The following is a 22,928-nucleotide window of genomic DNA, read 5'->3' on the forward strand; positions in this document are numbered from 1 at the left end:
TCCAACTAGGCCGATGGCGGGGGTTGTCACTAGTGTGTAACGTATGCAAGAAATCTTCAGCACCGTGATCGGTGTCATTAACGACAGCCTGTGGTCCTATGTCCTGCCATGGCTGCTTATCGCTGCTGGCCTTTACTTCGGTATCCGCACCGCTTTGGTGCAGGTCCGCATGGTGCCGGATATGTTCAAAGCGGTCGTCGAAAAGCCCAAGGGGGTCGGCGTCGATGAGGACGCCGATTACGGCGGTATTTCTGCCTTCAAGGCGTTCACCATCTCGGCGGCGTCGCGTGTGGGCACCGGCAACGTCGCGGGTGTGGCCGTAGCAATTTCTGTGGGCGGGCCCGGCGCTGTGTTCTGGATGTGGCTCATCGCCATCCTGGGTGGCGCAACTGCGTTCGTGGAGTCCACGCTGGCCCAGTTGTGGAAGGTCCGCGAGGGGGATACCTACCGCGGCGGCCCGGCCTACTACATGTCCCGCGGTCTGGGCTGGAAGCCCTTGGCAACCATTTTCTCCGTCGCCATCGCCATTACTTTTGGTTGGTTCTACAACGCTTTCCAGACCAACGCTATCTCTGATTCCTTGGCGGCCTCCTTCGGACAGGATTCCGGTGCCTTCAAGGCGGGCGTGGGTATTGCCGTCGTTGCCGTAGCTGGCCTCATCATTATCGGTGGTGTTCAGCGCATCGCCTCGATGACTCAGTTCATCGTGCCGTTTATGGCCGGTGCCTACCTCATCATGGGCTTCATCGTGGTGGTCCTTAACTTTGACAAGGTGCCGGACATGTTTGTCTCCATCGTCGGCTCTGCCTTCGGCTTCCGTGAGGCTGCTGGCGCGACACTGGGCATGGCCATGCTGAAGGGCATCCAGCGCGGCCTGTTCTCCAACGAGGCCGGCGAAGGTTCGGCGCCGAACGCGGCAGCAACGGCGACGGTCTCCCACCCCGTGAAGCAGGGCCTTGTGCAGACCCTCGGCGTGTACTTCGACACCCTGGTGGTGTGTACGATTACTGCCTTCATCATTCTGCTGGGCACCGAGTTCGAGACCTTTGGCTCCGACGCGATTGAGGGCGTGACCCTCACCCAGAACGCGCTGTCCAATGTGGTCGGCGAGTGGGGCATCCACTTCGTCACGTTCATCCTGTTCTTCTTGGCATTCTCCTCGATTCTGGGTAACTACTACCTTGCAGAGTCCAACGTGGAGTACCTCTCCGGGAAGAAGTGGGTACTGTGGGCCTTCCGCCTCATCGTGTTGGCCTTCGTCTTCTACGGCGCGGTGGCCCCGCTGGGTACCGTGTTCGACCTGGCGGATACGGGTGCCGCCATCATGGTGCTGCTCAACGTGTGCGCCATCGTGCCGCTGTGCGGCGTGGCCATCAAGCTGCTGAAGAACTACAACGAGCAGCGCCGCAAGGGCCTGGATCCTGTCTTCCACCGTGATATGCTGCCGGAACTGCAAAACGTCGAGTGCTGGGATGGTACCGATCCTGTGACGCGCCGCAGCGCGGAGGACCGCCGCCGTCTCGATCACGAATTCGACTTGAGCGACCGCACAAACTTGAGGGAGTACTAGATGGCAGACACGGCAGCAGCCTCTGCGGGACATGAACGCCTCACAGCTTTCGTACTTGGCCACGTCCAAGGCGTTGGCTTTCGCTGGTGGACGCGTTCCCGGGCCCTCGAACTAGGGCTGGCTGGGCACGCGACGAACCTTCAGGACGGACGCGTCCAGGTGGTTGCTGAAGGCCCGCGAGCTGACTGCGAGAAGCTGCTGTCCTTGCTGCGCGAAGAGCCGTCAACCACGCGCCGCCCGGGCGTTGTGAACGCCGTGGTGGAGCAGTGGGCCGCACCGCGCGGTGAGTCGGGCTTCATCGAGCGCTAGACTAAGTCGAATGCACCTCAAATCGCTCACGCTCAAGGGATTCAAGTCTTTTGCGTCCGCGACGAACCTGAAATTCGAGCCCGGTATCTGCGCCGTGGTGGGCCCGAATGGCTCGGGTAAATCTAACGTCGTCGACGCACTGGCGTGGGTCATGGGTGAAGGCAGCGCCAAGACGCTGCGCGGCGGCAAGATGCAGGACGTCATCTTTGCCGGCGCCGGTGAGCGCAAGGCCCTTGGCCGCGCTGAGGTCACACTGACCATCGATAACTCCGATGGCGCATTGCCCATCGAGTACTCGGAGGTCTCCGTCACCCGCCGCATGTACCGGGATGGCGCGAGCGAGTATGAGATCAATGGGTCAAAGGCCCGCCTCATGGATATCCAAGAGCTGCTGTCGGATTCCGGCATTGGCCGCGAGATGCACATCATCGTGGGCCAGGGAAAACTGGCGGAGATCCTGGAGTCCCGACCAGAAGATCGTCGCGCCTATATTGAGGAAGCCGCGGGCGTGCTTAAGCACCGCCGCCGTAAGGAAAAAGCGCAGCGCAAGCTCACGGGCATGCAGGCCAACCTGGACCGCCTGCAAGACCTGACCGATGAGCTGGGTAAGCAGCTCAAGCCGCTGGCCCGCCAGGCGGAGGCCGCCCAACGCGCAGCCACCGTGCAAGCGGATTTACGCGATGCCCGCCTCCGCCTCGCCGGTGACCGCGTGGTACGCCTGCGCGCCACGTTCGAGGATGCCGAGAAACGCGCTGTGGTGCTCGCCGAGCAGGTCGAGGAAGTCACGGCGCAGCTGGAAGAGGCCACGGAAATCCAGCTCGAGGTAGAGGCCGAGTTGGGGGATGTCACTCCGCGCGCGGAGGCCGCGCAGAAATTGTGGTTCGAGCTATCGACGCTGAGCGAACGCATCTCTGCCACGCAGCGTATTGCGGCCGAGCGCGCCAGCAACGTCGGATCCCAGGTGGCCTATGCCGGCCAGGATCCGGAGGAGCTGGAGGCACGCGCCCAGCGTGCCGACGAGGAGCACGACGAGCTGCTGGCCGCGGCCGAAGAAGCAGCGGAGCGCTTGGAATCGATCCGGGAGGAAGTGGCTGAGCGCCGGGAAGCTTTCGAGGCCGCGGACAAGGAACACATGGCGCAGCTGCGCGCCATTGCGGATCGCCGCGAAGGCGTGGTCCGCCTCATCGCGGCCGAGGAAAACCTGGCGGGCCAGGTAAGCTCCGCGGAATCCGAGTTGGCGCGCCAGGAAGAAACCCTGGCGAACACGAAGGCGCGCACCAGGGGAGCGCAGGCGGAGGCCGATGAGGTAGCGGACAAACTAGAGCACCTGGCTGCCGAGCGTGAGCCGCTGGAGGAAGCGCACGTACGCGCGGCCAGCGAGTCCGCCGCGGCCGATAAACGCTTGGAGCAGCTGCGCGATGCCCAGCGGGAGCGCGAGCGCACCGTGTACAGCCTGCGAGCCCGGATCGATACGCTGGGCCAGACCGCTCCGGAAGCGCTCGAGCTGGGGGAGGGTTTTAAGCCTCTCGCGGAGTTCATCTCTACGCGTTATGAAACGGCCGTCGCGGCGGCACTCGGCTCCTTCGCGGAGGCGCAGGCCGGTGCGGTGAGCGGGGACATCGTGGGTGAACTCGCTGAGGCGAGCCGCACTCCGCTGATCGACGTCTCCACGGAACCTACTGGTTCAGCCTGGCGCCTTGACGCGGACTTGCCTTCCGGTGCTAGCTGGCTGCTCGACCAGATGGTCTTGGTCCCGGAAGTATCGGCGGCGGTGACGCGGTTGCTCTCCGACGTCGTTCTGGTGGATGACTATGCCGCGGCCCGCGAGCTCATTGCCGAGGATCCGCGCCTGCGGGCCGTCACCGCCGAGGGCTTGCTGGTTGGCGAAGGCTGGGTCGAGGCCGGAACTGGTGCCGTCTCCACGGTCGAGGTGAGCGGCCAGATTACAGAAGCCGAGCAACAGTTGGAAACCGCCACCCACGAGCTGGAGGAGCTATCAGGCACGCTGGAAGGCGCGAAGCTAGCCGCCGATGATGCCCGGGTAGGCGCGGCGAGCGCTAAGGCCGCGCTGCGCGAGCACGATCACGAGCTCGAGGCGTGGAAGCGCGACCACCAGCGCTTGCTCAAGCAGTATGAGGCGAACAAGGCGGAGCACGAAAAGGCTGCCGCTCGCGCCACGGACATCGAGGTGCAGTTGGCTCGCCTGCGCGAAGAACTCGCTGAGGCTCGTGACCGCTTGTCGCGCGTGGACGCTGATGAGCAAGCGGATGAACCTTCCTCGGTGGAACGCGATGCAGCCTCGGCCGCCCTTGAGCAGGTCAAGGCCATGGAGGTAGAGGCTCAACTGGCGGCCCGCAGCGCGGAGGAAAAAGTAGGCCAGGCAGCTGGCAAGGGAGAGGCCCTGCGGCGCCAAGCCCAACATGAGCGCCAGGCCAAGGCACGCCACGATCAGGCGATGGCCCGCCGGCAGGCGCAGGCGCGGTTGGCGGGGGCCGTCGACAAGCATGCCCAGGACCTAGCCGCCCGCACCACCCAGGCACTTGAGCGCGCAGCTGAGGAACGCGATGAGCTAGTGACCCAGCGCGGCGTGCTGCAGGGGCGTGCGCAGTCGGCGAAGCAGGCGGTCTCCGCGACCCGCCAGCAGCTCGATCGCCTGACCGATTCCGCGCACAACTCGGAGATTGCCCGCAGCCAGGCACAGGTGCGCGTGGATGAGGCCGAGGGCAAGATCGTGGAGCAGCTGGGCATATCTATCCCGGATTTGCTCAAGGACTACACGCCGGGCGAGGATTTCGATCGCTCCGCCGAGACCAAGCGGTTGAAGCAGGCCGAGAAGGACCTCAACTCCTTGGGCAAGGTCAACCCGCTGGCCTTGGAGGAGTACAAGGCGCTGGAGGAGCGCTATAGCTTCCTGTCCACGCAGCTCGATGACGTGATTCAGGCGCGCAAGGATTTGGCCGGAGTCATTGAGGACGTTGACGCGCAGATCTTGCAGCTGTTCACGGATGCCTGGCACGACGTGGAGGCGGAGTTCCCCAAGGTCTTTCAAACGCTTTTCCCCGGCGGCGAGGGCCGACTCATCCTCACTGAGCCGGATGACATGCTGGCCACCGGCATCGAGGTGGAGGCCCGCCCGCCGGGCAAGAAAGTCAAGCGCCTGACGCTGCTGTCGGGCGGCGAGAAGTCACTGACCGCGCTGGCGATGCTCGTGGCTATTTTCCGCGCGCGCCCCTCACCGTTCTACGTCATGGATGAGGTGGAGGCCGCGCTGGACGACGTCAACCTGCGCCGCCTCATCGCCCTCTTCGAGGAGCTGCGCAAGGATTCTCAGCTCATCGTCATCACTCACCAGAAGCCAACGATGGACGTGGCCAACGTCCTTTACGGCGTGACGATGCGCGGTGATGGTGTCACGCGCGTGATTTCACAGCGCATGACCCGTGCGGGTGAGGCGCCGGGCACGGCTCAGGCGGCGGAGGACGCCACGCGCCTTGGTGTGGACGCTCCGCGCTAACGGCGCGGTGCCAGACCGAGGCTTTCGCCCTCCTCATCGTGCCGGGCGCGAACAACCCTGGCACTATGGAGAGCATGAATACTACTTTTCTGTGGATTGCGATAGCAGTCATCGTCCTGATTTTGCTGGTGGTCTTGTTCGTTGTTCTGGGCAAGAAGCGCGGCGAGTCGAAGAAGGTCTCCTTTGAAAAGCCCGCGGAGGAGCCGAAGGAGCTGACCCAGCAGCAGAAGTCCGGCAACTACCAGGCCAAGTCTGGTTTTAATTTTGCCCCGGCTGGCGGCGGCGCTACCAAGGAACCCATGCCTGCGGCTAAGGCTGAGAAGCCCGCACCGGCCGAGCCCAAAGCTCAGCCGCAAGCGGAGAAGAAGTCTGAGCAGCGTGATGCCACTGAGCTGGCGAATGCGCAGTTAGAGGGCACCGAGGAAACACCGAAGGTCACGAAGCCTAAGGCGGAGCCGGAGGCGGAGGCACAACCAACGGTAGAAGCTAAGCCGGAACCGGCGGCAGAGGCCAAGCCAGTGAGCGAGCCGGAGCCGGCAAAGGAAGAAGAGGAAAAAGACTCTTCCGCTGGCGTTGTCGCGGCAGGTGCCGCGGGCGCCGCAGCCGCTGGTACTGCCGTGACCGGAGCCGCTGCCGCTGACAAGGATGATAAGGACGCTCTAAAAGAAGGCGCGGAGGACGATGCCCCAGCCACCGAACCGGAGACTGCTGAACCGGAGCCGGTAGTTGAAGCCCCGAAGGTAGAAGAGGAGGCTCCGGAAGAACCTGAGGTTCCGGCTGAGGAGGAGCCTTCTGCTCAGTCTGAAGCCGAAGAAGAGGCAGCGCAAGAGGTAGAAGCACAGCCTGAACCAGAAGCGCAGCCCGAGCCAGAAGCACCGGCCGAGCCAGAGGAAGCTGAAGCAGAGGAAGCCGCTGCGGCGGCGGGGGCGCAGGCGGCGTCGGCAAGCGCGGCGCTCGAGGCTGAGCCCGAGGAGCTGGAAGTTTCCGAGGATGCCGAGGTCGTTGAGGCCCCGGCAGCCCAGCCGCAGGAGGACATCGCGCCGGCCGCTGGCCGTTTGGGCAAGCTGCGTGGGCGCCTGTCCCGCTCGCAGAACGCCATCGGCCAAGGCCTCATGGGTATTCTTTCCGCTGGTGATCTGGATGATGATGCCTGGGAGGAAATCGAAGACACCCTCATCATGGCTGATCTGGGCACCAAGTCCACGATGAAAGTCACCGACTCCCTGCGCGAGAAGATCGCTGAACGCGGCGTGAGCTCCGAGGCGGAGGCACGCGCCATGCTGCGAGAGGCCCTCATCGAGGTTGGCCATCCGGAGATGGACCGCTCCATCAAGGCCATGCCGAACGACGGCAAGCCCGCCGTCATCATGGTCGTTGGCGTCAACGGCACTGGCAAGACCACCACGACCGGCAAGCTCGCGCGCGTGCTCGTGGCGATGGGCCACAACGTTTTGCTCGGCGCGGCGGATACCTTCCGCGCGGCGGCAGCTGATCAGCTTGAGACCTGGGGCCGCCGCGTAGGCGCATCGACGGTGCGTGGCAAGGAAGGCGCGGACCCGGCCTCCGTGGCCTTCGATGCCGTCGCCGCTGGTGTGGACCAGGGTGTGGACGTGGTTCTCATCGATACCGCTGGGCGTCTGCACACCTCCGTTGACCTCATGGACCAGCTGGGAAAGGTCAAGCGCGTGGTGGAGAAGAAGACCGAAGTCGACGAGGTCCTGCTCGTCCTGGACGCGACGGTGGGGCAGAACGGCCTGACGCAGGCGCGCATCTTCCGCGACGTTGTCGACATCACCGGTGTTGTCCTGACCAAGCTCGATGGCACGGCAAAGGGCGGCATTGTCTTCCAGGTTCAGGAAGAACTGGGTGTGCCGGTCAAGCTCGTGGGCCTTGGCGAAGGAGCCGATGACCTTGCGCCGTTTGAGGTTGAGGGATTCGTCGATGCCTTGCTGGGGGAGAAGTAAGACCTTATAGATCCCTGGGCTATACCTAAGTTCTTTCGAGACGCAGCGCCTCTTTTGTGAGGCGCTTTCGTCGTCTCCATCCCATTAAAGATGTGCTTTGGGAGAGGTCACAATGGTAGTCTAGGACAGTCCTGTCTATGTGAGGCTGAGTTTTCAGCCCTAACAACGGTTCGTGAGGCTACTCTTTCGTGACACTCTTGTATGTCGTCCTCCTCGCAGCTGTCGCAGTGGCGCTAGCACCGGTAGCCGTCAAGGTTGCTGATCGCGCAGCCGGCTACCCGCTAGCCGGCATTTTTATTATCGCCGCGGCACTGTTGGCTAAAGAATTTCCGGCACTGGCCCGTGGCGAAGAACTGTCCTATTCCGTGACGTGGGTGCGTGATGTCATCGCACCAGGCGTCGACGTTAACCTCGCCTTCCGCGGCGATGCGCTGGGCGTTTTCTTTGCGATGTTGGCTCTCATCATCGGCGCGGTGGTTTTTACCTATTCCGCTGCCTACCTGCCCAAGGGGAAAGGCAACGTCAGCTTTTATGTGCTGATGACCGCGTTTACGCTGTCGATCCTCTTGCTCGTGCTGGCTAATGACGTCGTCGTGCTCTTCCTGGCGTGGGAGCTGGTATCGCTGGCGTCGTTCATGTTGATCGCGCGCAGCGGCAAGTCCGGTGAGGCCGGTTCGCAGCGCACTCTCATCCTGACCTTCATCGGCGGCCTCACCTTGTTGACAGGTGTGGCGATTGCCGCGACGGCTGCGGGGACGACGAACCTGGAAGACATCCTCGCCTCCGATGTGTGGGCCGAGCGCCCAGGCCTGACCACGGGGGTTGCCATTCTCATCGCGGCCTCGGCATTCACCAAGTCCGCGCAGTTCCCCTTCCACTTCTGGTTGCCGGAGGCCATGGCGGCTGCCACGCCGGTCTCGGCCTTCCTGCACGCGGCGGCCGTGGTCAAGGCCGGCGTTTACCTGTTGATTCGTTTCTCTACTATCTTCCATGATGTTGCAGCGTGGAACTGGCTGCTCATCGTGGTCGGCATGGGTACCGCCGTCATGTCGGCGGTCTTCGCCGTGCAGAAGACGGACCTGAAGAAGCTGACCGCGTACTCAACCGTGTCCCACCTGGGATGGATCGTGGCCACGATTGGTGTGGGCACCCCCTTCGCCATCGCGGCGGCGCTCGTGCACACGCTGGCACATGCGCTGTTTAAGTCCTCCATCTTCATGCTCATTGGCGTGATTGACCATGAGGCTGGTTCACGTGACATCCGCCGCCTCGGCGTGCTGTGGAACAAGATGCCGTGGACCTTCGGATCCATGCTCATCGGCGCTGCCTCCATGGCTGCGGTCCCGCCGCTCTTCGGCTTCGTGTCGAAGGAAGGCATGCTGACCGCTTTCGAGGACGCGCCCATCGGATCGGCCGGCCAGGTGCTCTTGCTCATCGTTGCGGGCGTGGGTGCGTTCTTCACGTTTACCTACTCCGCCAAGATCGTCTTTGGTGCTTTCTTCGACGGCCCGCGCGATATGTCCAAGGTCCATGAGGCGCCGGTGCGGTTGTGGCTGCCCGCGGCTCTTCCCGGCGTGATGTCGGTGCCGATCATCTTCGTCATGGGCGCGCTCGATGGGCCGCTTGATGACGTCGTGGCGGCCATCGGCATGGAGGGGCATTCTCACCTTGCTCTGTGGCACGGTCTCAACGTCCCGCTGCTTATTTCCGTCGTGGTTCTCATCGCTGGCGTCGTCGGTTTGTTCTTCCGCACGCCGCTGTGGACCGCGATGGAGGAGCGCCAACTGTTGCCGCGCACTGGTAACCAAATCCTGAAGTGGATTCAGGACGTGTGCGCAGCCTTCGGCCGCTTCGTCGGCCGCATGTCGGATACCCACAACCCGTCGAAGCTCATCCTGCCGATTGTCCTCCTCGTCATCATTCTTGCGGGCTCCACTCTGGTGTCGACGGGCGTCGACGGCGTGGCCTTGAAACCGCGCGTGGATGGCCTGGACAACCCGTGGGATCTGCTGCCGCTGGGCATCGTGGCGCTGTCGATGTTTGGCTTGGTTCGTACCCGTAACCGCCTCACGGGTGCGGTCATGATTGGTACCGCGGGTACCGGCGTGACCTTGCAGATGTTCCTGCTGGGTGCACCGGACGTTGCCTTGACTCAGTTCACGGTGGAGGCGCTGTCCGTCATCGTCATGATGATGGTCCTGCGCTACCTGCCGGAGAAATTCCACCCGGTACAGAACACCAACCGCAAGGTTGGCTCCATCGTGGTGGCGGTGCTCGCGGGCATCACCGCATTCCTCGGTGTGTGGGCGCTGATGGGCCGCCACGAGCGCTCCGACTTGTCCATGTGGTACCTCAATAACGCCCCAGACATCACTGGCGGAGATAACGTCGTGGCCACCATCATCGTGGAGTTCCGTGCACTCGATACCCTGGGTGAGCTGTCGGTGCTTGGCATGGCCGCCGTGGTGATTGCCGCGGTCACGTCGACGCTGCCTCGCTTCCCGTTTACCTCCGGTACGCGTCCGGCGCCGTTCGGTCAGTCGCAGCTCAACTCGGTTCCGCTGCGTAAGGGAATTTCCATTGCCATCCCGATTCTGGTGGTCATGTCCTTCATCGTGTTCTACCGCGGCCACCAGGCTTCCGGCGGTGGCTTCCCGGCGGCTCTCATTATGGGCGCGGCCATCGGTCTGACGTATCTCTCTCGCGGCACCGATGAGATTGTCTTCGGCCGCATGACCCCAATTCACCTCACCGGCGTGGGCATCATCGTTGCGCTGACGGCTGGATTCATCGGCTACATTCCGACTTCGCACGGCTCCGGTGGTTTCTTGACTGCCATCCACGGCCACGCGCTGGGGCAGCACTGGACCACGTCGCTCATCTTTGACTTGGGTATCTACCTGGCGGTCCTGGGCATGCTCACCATGGCCATCAACGCCTTGGGCGGCTACTTGCGCCCGGGCACTGAGCGGGACTTCCTGCCGTGGGTCCACGATGATGACTCGGCGCTGCCGAACACGCCGCGCGTGGTGATGGAGGACATCGATGATCCGTACCCCGAATCCATCAACCCATCCTCGGATCCGCTGGCCTTGCTCAATGAATCCGAGGCGCGCCACCGCGCGTCTTCGCCCCACCACACTCCGGCTACAGAGGAGAAGAATTCATGATCCTCGCACTGACTATTGCACTGCTCATCGGTAGCGCTGTTTACCTCATCCAGCAGCGCGGCTTGGTCCACATCGTGTTGGGCATGATGGCATTTGGCCACGGCGCCAACCTCATGCTCTTGGCTACCGGCGTGTACTCCTACCGCGGAGAGTCTTTCCCGTCGCAGGTACCGGCGGACCAGATGGCGGACCCGCTGCCGCAGGCATTCGTTCTGACCGCCGTGGTGATCTCCATGGCCACCTCCACGATTCTGTTGACCATGGCGGCGATGGGCGCCAACGATGACACAGATGTTGTAGAGCCGGTGGATGACAACACCATTGACCACGCCTTCTCCACGCTGGGCCGCGATACCCAAAACCGGGAGATTCTGCAGCGTTCGGCCAACAAGATGGACCGTCTGAAGGAACTTGACCACGAGGGGGAGAAGTAAATGTATGACACTGTAAGCGCTCTTCTTCCGCTCTTCCCAGCGGTTCCACTGGTATCGGCGGCGTTGGCGCTGCTCGCACCGTGGCACCGCGTGCGCGATGCCATCATGCTCATCGTCCCGGGTGTGGGTATCTTTGCCTCCTTTGCGCTGCTGCTCTACACCATGAACAACGGCGTGGTGGCGCACACGGTGGGCAATTACGTGGGCAACGCGGGTATCGCCTTTGCTGCCGACACCTTCTCGGCTCTCATGCTCATCACGACGATGATCGTGGCCTTCGGCGCCAACTGGTTCGCCATCGTTGGCGGTGAGACCAAGTCGCGCTATTACCCGTCGCTGACCCTTATCCTGATCACCGGCGTGTGCGGCGCCCTGCTCACCGCTGACCTCTTTAACTTCTTCGTGTTCATTGAGGTCATGTTGCTGCCGTCCTACGGCCTCATCACGATGTCGGGTACGTGGTCGCGCTTGGCCGCAGGCCGCGCTTTCGTGCTGGTCAACCTGTTCGCCTCCACGCTGCTTGTGGTCGGCGTGGGCTATATCTATTCGGTTACGGGCGTGGTCAACTTGGCAGCGCTAACGGGCGCTGCCGCCGGCAACGGTCCGGTGACGGTGGCCTCCGGCATCATCGTTATCGCCATCGCCGCGAAGGCCGGTGTGTTCCCCGTGCAGTCGTGGCTGCCGCGCACCTACCCGGGTACGTCGGCTGCCGTCATGGGCCTGTTCTCTGGCCTGCACACCAAGGTCGCGGTGTACATGCTCTACCGCCTGTGGGTGCAGCTCTTTGATATGGACCAGCGGTGGGGGACACTCATCATCGTCATCATGATCATCTCCATGCTGGTTGGCGCTTTCGGCGGCTTGGCTGAGAACTCCATCCGCCGCGTGCTGGGCTATCAGATGCTCAACGGTATGCCCTTCATCCTCGTGATGATGGCCTTCACGACCCACGATGCGCAGCGCGCGTTGGCTGCCGGCATTCTCTACACGATTCACCACATGCTCACGGTGGGCTCCCTCATCCTGGCCTCCGGTGCCATCGAGGAGACGTACGGTACGGGCAGGCTCAACAAGCTTTCTGGCTTGGCGCGCCGTGATCCGATTATCGCGTGGATCTTCGCCGCCGGTGCCTTCTCCGTCGTGGGCTTCCCGCCTTTCTCCGGTATGTGGGGCAAGGTCCTCATCGTCGCGGAAATCGCCCGTACCGGCGGGGGATGGGCCTGGACCGTTATCGCGGTGATTATCATCGCCTCCTTCGCGGCGTTCCTGGCCATGTTGCGCGTGTGGCGCCGAGTCTTCTGGGGCAAGGACCTGCCAAAGGAGAAGGTGCCCGATGAACTTGTGATTCGCAAGAAGCTGATGGCGCCCTCGGCGGCGTTGATCTTGGGCTCGCTGACCATGTTCATCCTGTCCGGGCCGGTCATTAGTGTCACCATGGAGGCATCGGAGGATTTGTTGGACACGGAGGCCTACGCACACGCAGTGCTTGGCGACGACCCCGTAGCCCTACCCGATATCGACTCCCTTCAGGAGGGCCGTTAAATGAAGAGTGCTGTGCATGCAGTTGTCTACGCTCTGTGGCTCATTAAGGAGATCTTCGTCGCGGGCTTTTCGCTCGCCATGGAATCCTTCAAGCCGCATAACAACTATCGCCCAGTGGTGCTTCGGTACCCCTTGCGTGTGACGAGCGCCTGGGAGATCTTCTGGTTCACCTCGTCCATTACCGCAACGCCGGGCACCCTGTCGTTGGGCTTGCGCGAGCCGGTTGCCGAAGGCCTTCCGCGCATCGTGCTGGTCCAAGCCGTGATGGGGGATGACCCGGCTAGTGTCATGGCGGACCTCGCGGACATGGAGGAGCGCCTCGCGCCACGAGTGAAGGGCATCGATTATGGCGTGCCTGGCCAGGGCCCGACGGAGGAGCTCGCCCCGACGTTCTACGAGTATCCGCTGGATACCCTGGGCCGCCATATGCGCGCCCCCGATATCGCGAAGGCGGACGATACCCCGTTGGCAGCGAACGACGTGGAGAAATACTCCGTGTGGCCGCTGCGTCAGGTCGTGCCGGGCAAGGACGCCCGAAAGGATGATAAGAAGTGATTGATTTTTCCTCGATGAGCGCCTTTCAATGGGTTGTCTTTGTCTGTGTGTTCCTCATTGGCGCATCGGTGTGCTCGGCGTTGGTGCTGGCGTTGCGCTCCCGCGATGAGCTCACCCGCACCGTGATGAGTGACATGGTCTTCTACGGCATGATGTGCATGTACTTCGCGTGGGCCATGACCAATCACGCGTCCATCGTCTACGACATCGCAATGCTCGCGGGCATCGCCGCGGGCGTGCTGCCGACGTTGTCGATGGCCCGCATCATCTCGAAGGGCAGGAGGTAAAACCATGACTATCGCGGAGATTATTGCTTCGGTTCTGCTGGTTGTGGCCACGGTCCTGGTTATCGCGACGGCCATCGCTTTGTGGCGCGCGCCCGATGCCTTGACCCGCGTTAACCTGCTGGGGCCGACGGTCGGTTTGGCCGTTCCTCTTCTGCTCGTGGCGAAGCTGGTCGTTGACTTTGCCGAGAACGGGTTCTCGCTATGGTCGCTGGTCCGTGTCCTCATTGCTTGTTTCGGCGTGTGGATCATCGGTTCGGTGGGCTCTTTTTACATGGGCCGTTCCATCTACGGCGTGACCGTCACCGACGTGAAGTACGCCAAACGTATGCGCCAGCAAGCACAGACCGTGGAAGCGTCCGAGGAGGAAATCTAGGGCGCACGCTTAAGTGAGCGGCGAGGGCAACAATGCTCTCGCCGCTTTTTTGGAGCCCAGATGTGATCTGTGACTCATTCCTCTTTCTAAATCTATAGGCCTATAGGCCTTTTGAGAACTGTACCTATCAAGTTATAGAAAAGGGGTTAGTTGAAGTATGACTCCTGATGCATTCTCTTCCGGTGATGCAGCGTGGATGCTGATCAGCGCATCATTGGTGTTGCTCATGACCCCCGGATTGGCGTTGTTTTATGGCGGCATGGCGGGCAATCGCCATGTCCTTAACATGATGATGATGTCCTTCGGCGCGCTCGCGCTTGTGCCTGTGCTCTATGTCTTGTGGGGCTGGTCCATGTCCTATGCGGGAAGCTCTTTTGCAGGTATCGTGGGCAACCCGTTTGAAGCGTGGGGCTTGCGTGGCCAGATTGCAGGACCTTCCAACGAGTATCTCCTTGGTAGTTCTGGTTACCCCGCCGTCATCGATATCGGCTTCCAAGCCACCTTCGCCATTATTTCGACGGCTATTATCTCCGGTGCCATCGCCGGCCGCGTGAAGTTTTCGGCCTGGTTAACCTTCGTGGGTATCTGGGTAACCTTCGCCTACTTCCCGCTCGCCCACATGGTGTGGGGCGGGGGAATTCTCTCCCACGCCCCGCGCTCGCTCGCGGCGTGGCTCTTCGGTGTCTCGGAAGGTGAGGCGCTCATCGCTCCCATCGACTTCGCGGGCGGTACCGTCGTGCACATTTCTGCCGGAGCTGCGGCCCTAGTCCTCGCGATTGTCGTGGGCCCGCGCGCGGGTTTTCCGAAGCACGTCGATAGGCCACACAACCTCCCGATGGTGATGCTCGGCGCCGCGCTGCTGTGGTTCGGCTGGTTCGGTTTCAACGGAGGTTCCGCCTTCGCTGCGGATGGCCTTGCAGGTGTGGCGTGGTTGAACACCACCGTCGCTGCGGCCGCCGCGATGCTCGGCTGGATGTTGGTGGAGCGAATCCGTGACCGTGCCGCCACTTCACTCGGCGCTGTATCCGGAGCTATCGCAGGCCTTGTCGCCATCACCCCGGCGGCAGGAGCACTGAATCCGCTCGGTTCCATCGCCCTCGGCTTCCTCGGCGGGATTATCGCCTGCCTGTGCATCAGCCTGAAGTACCGCTGGGGCTTTGATGATTCCCTGGACGTCGTCGGGGTGCACCTGTGCGCAGGACTGTGGGGCACGATTGGCCTAGCCTTCTTCGCTACGGATAACGGCATCCTCACCGGTCACTTCACTGAAGGGCTCAAGCTGCTCGTCGTTCAAACGCTGATTGCGGTTGTGGCGATGCTGGTGTCGGGGCTCGTCACCCTGCTTGCGGCGCTCCTCATCCGCGCCACCATGGGCTGGCGAATCGAGGATGAAGCGCAGGGGAGCGACCTGGGCGAGCACCGCGAGACCGCATATGATTTCCGCGAATCCGTGGCGTCGCACCGCCGCCACGCCCACGACGCTAGGATTAGTCCTGCACCAACCGTCCAGCCGCGGGTCGACACCGCCGGAGCTAAGGAGTAACAGATGAAGCTCATCACTGCCATCGTCAAACCGTTCACGCTGCCGGATATTCGCGAGGCCCTCGAACAGCACGACGTGCATGGCCTGACGGTGACCGAGACCCAAGGATTCGGTCAGCAGCGCGGCCACAGTGAGGTCTACCGTGGCGCCGAGTACGCCACCGATTTCGTTCCCAAGGTCAAGCTCGAGGTGGTGACCTCTGACGAACAGGTCGAGGAGATCGTATCCACCATCGTGGACGCCGCTTACACCGGAAAGATTGGTGATGGCAAGATCTGGATCACTCCTATTGAGGACGTCATCCGCGTGCGCACCGGCGAGCGCGGCGAGGCGGCCCTGTAACACGTGTCTACGGCCGCTCAACTGCGTGAGGACGCTTATGCCTCGGCGATGCGCCTCACGCAGTCCCTGCAGCTCCCGCCCAGGTGTGCGCTTGCAGCCACCGGTTCCTTCGCGCGCCGCGCGATGACCCCATTTTCCGATCTCGACCTCATCCTCCTTCACCCGGATGACACGGAGTTGCCCGAGGAGGTCGTTTCCGAGGTCTGGTATCCCATCTGGGACGCCAAGTATCGGCTCGATTATGCGGTGCGCACCCCGCGCGAATTCGGCGCCATCGCCGGTTCCGATCCCGCCGCCGGCTTCGCGCAACTCGATCTGGCCTTCGTCGCCGGAGACAAGCAGCTGGTGGATTCCACCCGCGCCCAGGTCTATGCCTCGTGGCGCCGCCTGTTGCAGAGTAACTTCGATGCCTTCGTTGATCTAGCCATCGCGCGCTGGCGCCGCTCCGGAACCTTGGCCACGATGACCCACCCGGATATTAAGAATGGGCGCGGCGGTCTGCGCGATATCCAATTCCTCCGGGCCCTCGCCTTAGGAAACCTCGCGGACGCCCCAGCGCTCGAGGAGGAGCAGGCCCTGCTTCTCGACGTCCGCACGCTCCTCCACGTCACCGCCCGCCGCCACCGCGACATCCTCGACCCAGAATTCGCCGCGGAGATCGCACACGAGATGGGCTTTGCCGACCGCTATGAATTATCAGCGGCCGTCGTCACCACCGCCGCGGCGGTGGATAGGGCCGTCGAGAGGGCGCTCGCGACGGCTAGGGGAGTGGTGGCCAAGCGCAGCCACAACCGCACCCGCAAGCCACTCGACATCGGTGTCGTGGATGTGGGCGGCGAAATCAGGCTCGCCCGCACCGCAGACCTCGACGAGCCGTGGCTGCTCCTGCGCGTCGCCGCCGCTGCGGCCCGTTCAGGCAGGAGCGTGCCCGCCCACGTTTGGGAACAACTACGCGAGCTGCCAGACCTGCCGCAGCGCTGGCCCGCGGGAGCAACGGATGCCTTCTTCAGCCTGTTGTCCTCACCGCTCAATACCCCGCGCCTTATCCAGGAAATGGACGCCCATGGCTTGTGGGAGCGAGTCGTTCCGGAGTGGGAGCACATCCGCGGAATGCTGCCTCGGGAGCGCACGCACTCTCATACCGTGGACTATCACTCCATCCTTACCGTCGCTCGGTGCGCCGAAGCCCGCACGTCCGTAGCGAGGCCCGATCTGCTGCTCTTGGTGGGGCTCTACCACGACATCGGCAAAGGCTACGGCCGCCCGCACGAACTCGTGGGAGCGGAGATGGTGGCGCGCGCTGCCGCCAAGCTCGGCCTCGACCTGGCGGATCGCTCCCGCGTGCAAACCGTGGTGGCAGAGCACACGACTCTGGCACGCATCGTCTCCCGCACGGACCCTTACTCCGACGAAGCCCGCGATGAGCTTCTCGAGGCCGTGCGTTATGACTACCTGACCCTGGCGCTCCTCGTCGTGCTCGCCCGCACCGATGCCGAATCCACCGGCCCAGGCGTGTGGAACCGCAGACTCGAGAATGGAATCGAGGCGGTCAGCGCCCGCGCTTTTGCGCAGCTGGAGGCCCTGAGTCCGGTGCGGCCGCTGGTGGCCGTTGACCGCGACATCGGCCTGCGCCACAACCCGGAGGATGATAGCTTCACTGTCCTGTGGCGCGGCAGCTACCAGCGGGAGGCCGTGCGTCCACTAGCGCTTATCGCTGCCTTGGGGTGGAACATCCTGTCCTCGCGCTTGGTGCGCACGGAGGAGGGCTACGCCGGCGAGTTCGATATCCGCGCGCTCCACGGCGCCATCGATCTCGCGACGGTGGAGGAGCGCTTGGTGCAGTCTTATAAGTCCGGAACCTATACCGTGCTGCCTGATTTCGTACCGGGACCTGCAACCGCCATGTGGACCAGAGGCGTCTTCGAGCTCAGAATCGATGACTACCCGGGTACCCTCGGACACGTGCTCGCGCTGCTTCCGGAGTGCGAGTGGCTATCCACCACCACACCGGGCGCCACGATGGTGCTTCACGCCGTGCCGCTTGGCGACGTCCCCCGTGCCACCCTCGTCCGGAATGTGACCCAAGCACTGGTCAACGGCTAAGCTGGGGAAGTTATAAATTTATCCACGATAGTTGAGGGAGCACTCTAACGTGTTTGAGTCTTTGTCTGACCGCTTGCAATCAGCCCTGTCCGGCCTGCGCGGCAAGGGCAAGCTGACCGAGGCGGACATCAACGCCACAGCGCGCGAAATCCGCCTTGCGTTGCTGGAGGCGGACGTCTCGCTCAACGTCGTGCGCGGCTTCATCAAGCGCATTAAGGAGCGCGCGGCAGGCGCCGAGGTCTCCGAGGCGCTCAACCCTGCGCAGCAAGTGGTCAAGATCGTCAACGAGGAACTCATCGAGATCCTCGGCGGCGAGACCCGCCGCCTGAACCTAGCCAAGAATCCGCCGACGGTCATCATGCTCGCCGGCCTCCAAGGTGCTGGTAAGACCACCTTGGCGGGCAAGCTGTCCAAGCACCTGGCTTCCAAGGGGCACACCCCGATGCTGGTGGCCTGTGACCTCCAGCGCCCGGGTGCGGTGCAACAGCTGCAGATCGTCGGCGAGCGCGCCGGGGTCGATGTCTACGCTCCGGATCCGGGCACCTCCCTGGATTCCCACGAACATGAGATGGGTACCTCGCACGGGGATCCGGTGGACGTCGCCAAGCGCGGCATTGAGGAAGCCAAGCGCACGCAGCACGATATCGTCATCATCGATACCGCCGGCCGCCTGGGCATCGATGAAACCCTGATGACGCAGGCTCGCAACATCCGCGACGCCGTCAACCCGGACGAAGTCCTCTTCGTCATCGACTCGATGATCGGCCAGGATGCCGTGCAGACCGCCGAGGCCTTCCGCGACGGCGTCGACTTCACCGGCGTCGTTCTGACCAAGCTGGACGGCGACGCCCGCGGTGGTGCAGCCCTGTCCATCCGTGAGGTGACCGGCAAGCCCATCATGTTCGCCTCCACAGGTGAGAAGCTCGATGACTTCGACGTCTTCCACCCGGAGCGCATGTCCTCGCGCATCCTGGGCATGGGTGACCTGCTGACGCTTATCGAGCAGGCGGAGTCCAAGCTGGATCAGTCCAAGGCGGAGGAAGCCGCCAAGAAGATGGGCTCCGGCGAGATGACGCTCAATGACTTCTTGGACATGATGCTCATGGTCCGCAACCTGGGGCCGATGGGCAACCTGCTCAAGATGATGCCGGGCGGCAACAAGATGAACCAGATCGCCGACATGGTCGACGAGAAGCAGCTCGACCGCATCCAGGCCATCATCCGCGGTATGACCCCGGAGGAGCGCGAGAACCCGAAGATTCTCAACGCTTCGCGCCGCAAGCGTATTGCCCTTGGTTCTGGTGTGAGCGTTTCTGACGTCAACCAGCTCATTGAGCGCTTTACTGAAGCCAAGAAGATGATGTCCCAGATGGCCGGCCGCTTCGGCATGCCGGGCATGGGCGGCGGGCGCTCGGCTACTAAGAAGAAGCCGAAGGGCCGCAAGGGCAAGAACGGCAAGCGCAAGCCGCCGAAGCGTCGTGGTGGCGGCGGAATGCCAGGCATGGGCGGCGGTATGCCGTCGATGCAGGAGCTGCAGAAGATGCAGGAGCAGCTCGGCGGCGGCATGCCCGGGCTAGGCGATATCAAGATGCCGAAGGGCATGGAGAATATCGACCTCAACAACCTGGACTTTGGCCAAGGCAAGAAGAAGTAGGCGATTACCCACGCGACAATATGTCCGACTAAAGTTGGATAAAACTGTTCTCGCGTGGAAAGGTCCTCACTGTGAAGGCCAGCCCTGTGGTGCGCCAGATGCGCCACGACATCACTACCAAACCGTTCATCGCCATCTGGGAGGTCACCCGTGCCTGCCAGCTGGTGTGCCAGCACTGCCGGGCCGACGCCCAGCACGACCCCGCACCGGGCCAGCTCACTACCGCCGAAGGCAAGGCGCTGCTGGATTCCCTGGCCAGCTACGACAAGCCACGCCCGCTCGTGGTGCTCACGGGAGGGGATCCGTTTGAGCGCGGCGACCTGGAAGAGCTCACCGCCTACGGCACGTCCCTGGGACTCAACGTGTCGCTTTCGCCGTCGGTCACGCCCCGTTTGACGCGCGAGCGCCTCGAGGGCCTGCGCGCGGCGGGAGGGGCCGCGCTGTCGCTGTCTCTCGACGGCGCGAGCGCTGCAACCCACGACTACTTCCGCGGCTTCTCCGGCATCTTCGACCGCACGATTGAGATGGCCAGCGTGGTCACCGACGTGGGCTTCCGCCTCCAAATCAACTCCACCATCACGAAGAACAACGTCCATGAGGCCCCGCAGCTGTTGGAGCGGGTTATCGAGATGGGTGCCAAGCTCTGGAGTGTGTTCTTCCTCGTACCCACCGGCCGCGGTACGGGCTTGGAGGCGCTGACCCCGCAGGAGCGCGAGGACGCGATGCAGTGGCTGCACAGCGTGTCCACGCGGATTGCCATTAAGACCACGGAGGGGCCGCAATATCGGCGCATCGTCCTGCAAGCCCAGCGGGGAGAGAAGTACGAGGGCGGCGAACTGTACCGCTTCCTTACCGCGGAGACCGAGCGGATTTTGGGCCCCGATCCTCACACGCGCCGCCCGCGGCCGCCGATGGCCATCAACGCGGGTTCCGGCTTTGTCTTCATCGACCACGTGGGGGACGTCTATCCAAACGGCTTCCTGCCGCTGCACTGCGGCAACGTCAAGAGTCACCTACTGCCGGACATCTACGCCAACTCGCCAGTGTTTAAGAAGCTTAGGGATCCCAACGCGTGGAGCGGCAAGTGCTCCGTGTGTGAGTTTGCTTCTGTGTGTGGCGGCTCGCGGTCCACGGCTTTTGCCATGACGGGCGACCCGCTCGCGTCGGACCCCACCTGCGCCTACGTGCCCGAAGCCCTGCGCTAGCGGCGGCTACTAGATGGCCTCGCCCGCAGGGAAGGCAGGGTAGGGGACCGGGTTGGCGGGAGTCGGCGCCGCCGGGGTGGACGGTGCTGGGCCCGCCTTCGTCGTGGAGGTAGACGTGGCGGTTTCCGGGGGCTGCTGTTGGACGGTCTCGCCATTGAGGAACGGGGTGATCGCTTCACGGATGAGCGGGATGGCCGAATCCGCGAATGCCGTGGTGAAGTGGTGCATATCGCGATACACCATGATATTGCCGATGATGACCGGGCAATCGCCGTTGGCATCGCAGAACCACTTCGAGGTGTCTACGGCCAGCATGTTCTTGTACTGGGAGAGGACCTCTGCGCCCGGATCGTAGGGCGCATAAACCTCCTCGAAGCGCATACCGCACCCGAGGGAATCCTGGGTGGCCACGTAGCACTCATCAAACTGGCGGCCATTGCCGTGCTCGTCGAATCCCCACGGATTATCGCGGAAACCGAGGAAAGGAATATCGTGCTTGGCCAGTTCGTCCCAGAAGGCCTGATATCCCGGCGGGACGGCGTCCGGGCCGTGGCCTAGGGCCTGCCCGGGGCGCGTCGAATTCGACACCACGAGGGCTGGGTCCGCGTCGATGATGCGCTTGACCACTTCCTTGCTCCACTCGGCGCAAGATGGCTTGACGCTGAGCTCATCGCCCAACTCGATGGGGCAACCCACGCGGGTGAGCGGCACCAGCTTGAATCCCATCTCGCGGCCCAAGTGATCCAGGGCTGAGGAATACTGCTCCGCGTGCGAACCGCCCACCAAGTAGACCTCAACGTCGGAGTTGACGTCGCCGAAGACACACGGCGTTACGCCGTCCTTCTGCGTCTCGATGAAATAGTCCGACGGCTCCTGCTCTGGAATGAAGCACCAGTTATCGGCAACCGGTGGCTGGATGCCGCGCGCGAGAATCGGATCTGGCTTAATCTCCACGTTCTCAGGCGGGGTGATGTTCTCCACGAAGGTCGTTGCCCCAGGGTAGAGCTGCGGATCAAGAATCTCTTGGTTTGCCTCCTGGAGGCTGCGCTGCCACAGCGGCTGAACGGCCACGAGCGCAACGGTGCACGCCGCGACGACAACTCCACCGACGCCGCGGAGGGCACCAGTGCGGGTGCGGAGGTCGGCGAGGCCGCGGTGGACGGGGAGGTCGTCGGCAAGCGGGCGCTTGCGGTGCTGGCGCAGGGGCTTCTCGACGAATCTGTGCGTCACATCCGCCAAGCCCAGCGACACCGCGATGATGATGGCACCGAGCCACCATGGCGGGGTTTCAAAGCCGAGCGCGGCGGTGGAGATGATGAGGAGCGGCCAGTGCCACAGGTAGAGCGGGTAGGCGATATCACCGAGCCAGCGGGAAGGGCGAACCGTCAGTACCCGCGAGAAGGAACCACCGGAACCAATAATGATGAGCACCGCGCCGCCGATGGGCAGAAGTGACAGCGGGCCCGGGAAAGCCAAGCTGTCGGAGATGAGCATGCCGGTGCCAGCCAGGGCGGCTAGGCCGAGGGCGGTGGCGACGTTGGACAAATGCTGCGGCATCTTTAGGCGCGAGCCGTAGATGACGAGAACCGCGCCCAGGGTTAGCTCCCACGCGCGAGACCACGTGGAGTAGTAATTCTCAGGGGTCCCGTAGAGACCGTCGCGCGAGGCGTAGGCAAAAGAGGCGACGGTGATCACGAGGAGGATCGGGCCGGCGATAGAATTTACGGAGGGGAAGCGCTGCGCCTTAAGCCCCGACTTCTTCGGGCGCAACCGCATAAAAGCGGCCAGGCCCAGGGCAAAAAAGATGCCCATGAGATAGAACTGCCCCTGGACCGCCATGGACCACATGTGCTGCAGCGGCGACGTGGTTGCGGAGGCGGCAGCGTAGTCGGCGTTTTGCCGTGCTAGCTCCCAGTTTTGGTAGTAAAAGACTGTCGCCGTGATCTGCTTGGTGAGCTCGGTGTTCATGAGCTTCGGGGTAAATATCCGAACAAGCACATAGCTCACACCGATGACGAGCACGAGGGCAGGTGCCAACCTGCGCAGCGTGCGCCAGATGGGCCACCACGGGTTCAGGGAGGCGTTCGGCCGCGCGGCATAGCGCAGCTGCGAGCCCAGGAAGAAGTACCCGGACAGGAGGAGGAAGACATCGACGCCACCGGAAACACGACCGACGAAGACGTGGTATAAAACAACCAAAGCGATCGCGATGCCGCGGAGGCCATCGAGGTCGTAGCGGTAGCGGAATGTAGATGGGGCTTGTTTATTCATAAAAAGAGGTTTGTGTGGCAGCGAAATAACCGCATTACAGGCTACCCCTTTCGCGGGGTAAGGCCTAACCATGCAAGCGGTAGGGGGGATTT

At 63.0% G+C, this 22,928-nt stretch carries 16 protein-coding genes; 15 read left to right on the forward strand and 1 reads right to left on the reverse strand.

Annotated features, from left to right (window positions below):
- Positions 1-43: 43 nt before the first annotated feature.
- The 15 genes from HMPREF2760_RS06230 (at position 44) to HMPREF2760_RS06300 (ending at position 20,565) form a co-directional block, all read left to right on the forward strand.
- Positions 44-1,570, forward strand: a complete 1,527-nt coding sequence (locus HMPREF2760_RS06230; protein WP_070533234.1) for an alanine/glycine:cation symporter family protein — start codon at positions 44-46, stop codon at positions 1,568-1,570.
- Positions 1,571-1,879: an acylphosphatase gene (locus tag HMPREF2760_RS06235; RefSeq protein ID WP_070533232.1), complete on the forward strand. Its 309-nt coding sequence runs from the start codon at positions 1,571-1,573 to the stop codon at positions 1,877-1,879. It begins immediately after the preceding gene.
- A gap of 10 nt (positions 1,880-1,889) precedes the next feature.
- Positions 1,890-5,393: a chromosome segregation protein SMC gene (gene smc / locus HMPREF2760_RS06240; RefSeq protein WP_070596875.1), complete on the forward strand. Its 3,504-nt coding sequence runs from the start codon at positions 1,890-1,892 to the stop codon at positions 5,391-5,393.
- Positions 5,394-5,467: 74 nt separating this feature from the next.
- Complete coding sequence (gene ftsY / locus HMPREF2760_RS06245) at positions 5,468-7,357, forward strand: signal recognition particle-docking protein FtsY (protein ID WP_070596876.1); 1,890 nt, start codon at positions 5,468-5,470, stop codon at positions 7,355-7,357.
- 188 nt (positions 7,358-7,545) lie between these two features.
- Positions 7,546-10,527 carry a DUF4040 family protein gene (locus HMPREF2760_RS06250; RefSeq protein ID WP_070596877.1) on the forward strand — a complete coding sequence of 994 codons (2,982 nt, stop codon included), beginning with the start codon at positions 7,546-7,548 and terminating at the stop codon, positions 10,525-10,527.
- Positions 10,524-10,961, forward strand: a complete 438-nt coding sequence (locus HMPREF2760_RS06255) for a sodium:proton antiporter (protein ID WP_070519992.1) — start codon at positions 10,524-10,526, stop codon at positions 10,959-10,961. Before HMPREF2760_RS06250 ends, HMPREF2760_RS06255 begins: the two co-directional genes overlap by 4 nt.
- Positions 10,962-12,503 carry a monovalent cation/H+ antiporter subunit D family protein gene (locus HMPREF2760_RS06260; protein WP_070519994.1) on the forward strand — a complete coding sequence of 514 codons (1,542 nt, stop codon included), beginning with the start codon at positions 10,962-10,964 and terminating at the stop codon, positions 12,501-12,503.
- Positions 12,504-13,058, forward strand: a complete 555-nt coding sequence (locus HMPREF2760_RS06265; protein ID WP_070519997.1) for a monovalent cation/H+ antiporter subunit E — start codon at positions 12,504-12,506, stop codon at positions 13,056-13,058. It begins immediately after the preceding gene.
- Between the two features lie 14 nt (positions 13,059-13,072).
- Positions 13,073-13,345: a cation:proton antiporter gene (locus HMPREF2760_RS06270; protein ID WP_029158995.1), complete on the forward strand. Its 273-nt coding sequence runs from the start codon at positions 13,073-13,075 to the stop codon at positions 13,343-13,345.
- 4 nt (positions 13,346-13,349) lie between these two features.
- Positions 13,350-13,718, forward strand: a complete 369-nt coding sequence (locus HMPREF2760_RS06275; protein ID WP_070519999.1) for a Na+/H+ antiporter subunit G — start codon at positions 13,350-13,352, stop codon at positions 13,716-13,718.
- A gap of 157 nt (positions 13,719-13,875) precedes the next feature.
- On the forward strand, positions 13,876-15,261 hold the full coding sequence (locus HMPREF2760_RS06280) for an ammonium transporter (RefSeq protein ID WP_070596878.1): 1,386 nt from the start codon (positions 13,876-13,878) through the stop codon (positions 15,259-15,261).
- A 3-nt stretch (positions 15,262-15,264) separates the two neighbouring features.
- Complete coding sequence (locus tag HMPREF2760_RS06285) at positions 15,265-15,603, forward strand: P-II family nitrogen regulator (protein ID WP_070596879.1); 339 nt, start codon at positions 15,265-15,267, stop codon at positions 15,601-15,603.
- A 3-nt stretch (positions 15,604-15,606) separates the two neighbouring features.
- Entirely contained in the window at positions 15,607-17,706 is a 2,100-nt protein-coding gene (locus HMPREF2760_RS06290; protein WP_070596880.1) for a [protein-PII] uridylyltransferase, read from the forward strand.
- A 49-nt stretch (positions 17,707-17,755) separates the two neighbouring features.
- Positions 17,756-19,360, forward strand: a complete 1,605-nt coding sequence (gene ffh, locus HMPREF2760_RS06295) for a signal recognition particle protein (protein WP_070596881.1) — start codon at positions 17,756-17,758, stop codon at positions 19,358-19,360.
- Between the two features lie 98 nt (positions 19,361-19,458).
- On the forward strand, positions 19,459-20,565 hold the full coding sequence (locus HMPREF2760_RS06300) for a TIGR04053 family radical SAM/SPASM domain-containing protein (RefSeq protein WP_083299255.1): 1,107 nt from the start codon (positions 19,459-19,461) through the stop codon (positions 20,563-20,565).
- A gap of 9 nt (positions 20,566-20,574) precedes the next feature.
- Here HMPREF2760_RS06300 and HMPREF2760_RS06305 read toward each other — a convergent pair whose 3' ends face one another.
- A complete protein-coding gene (locus HMPREF2760_RS06305; protein ID WP_070520011.1) occupies positions 20,575-22,836 on the reverse strand; it encodes an acyltransferase family protein in 2,262 nt (753 codons plus the stop codon).
- Between the last annotated feature and the right edge of the window lie 92 nt (positions 22,837-22,928).

The organism is Corynebacterium sp. HMSC065D07 (assembly GCF_001810695.1).
Taxonomy (GTDB): Bacteria; Actinomycetota; Actinomycetes; order Mycobacteriales; family Mycobacteriaceae; genus Corynebacterium; species Corynebacterium hesseae.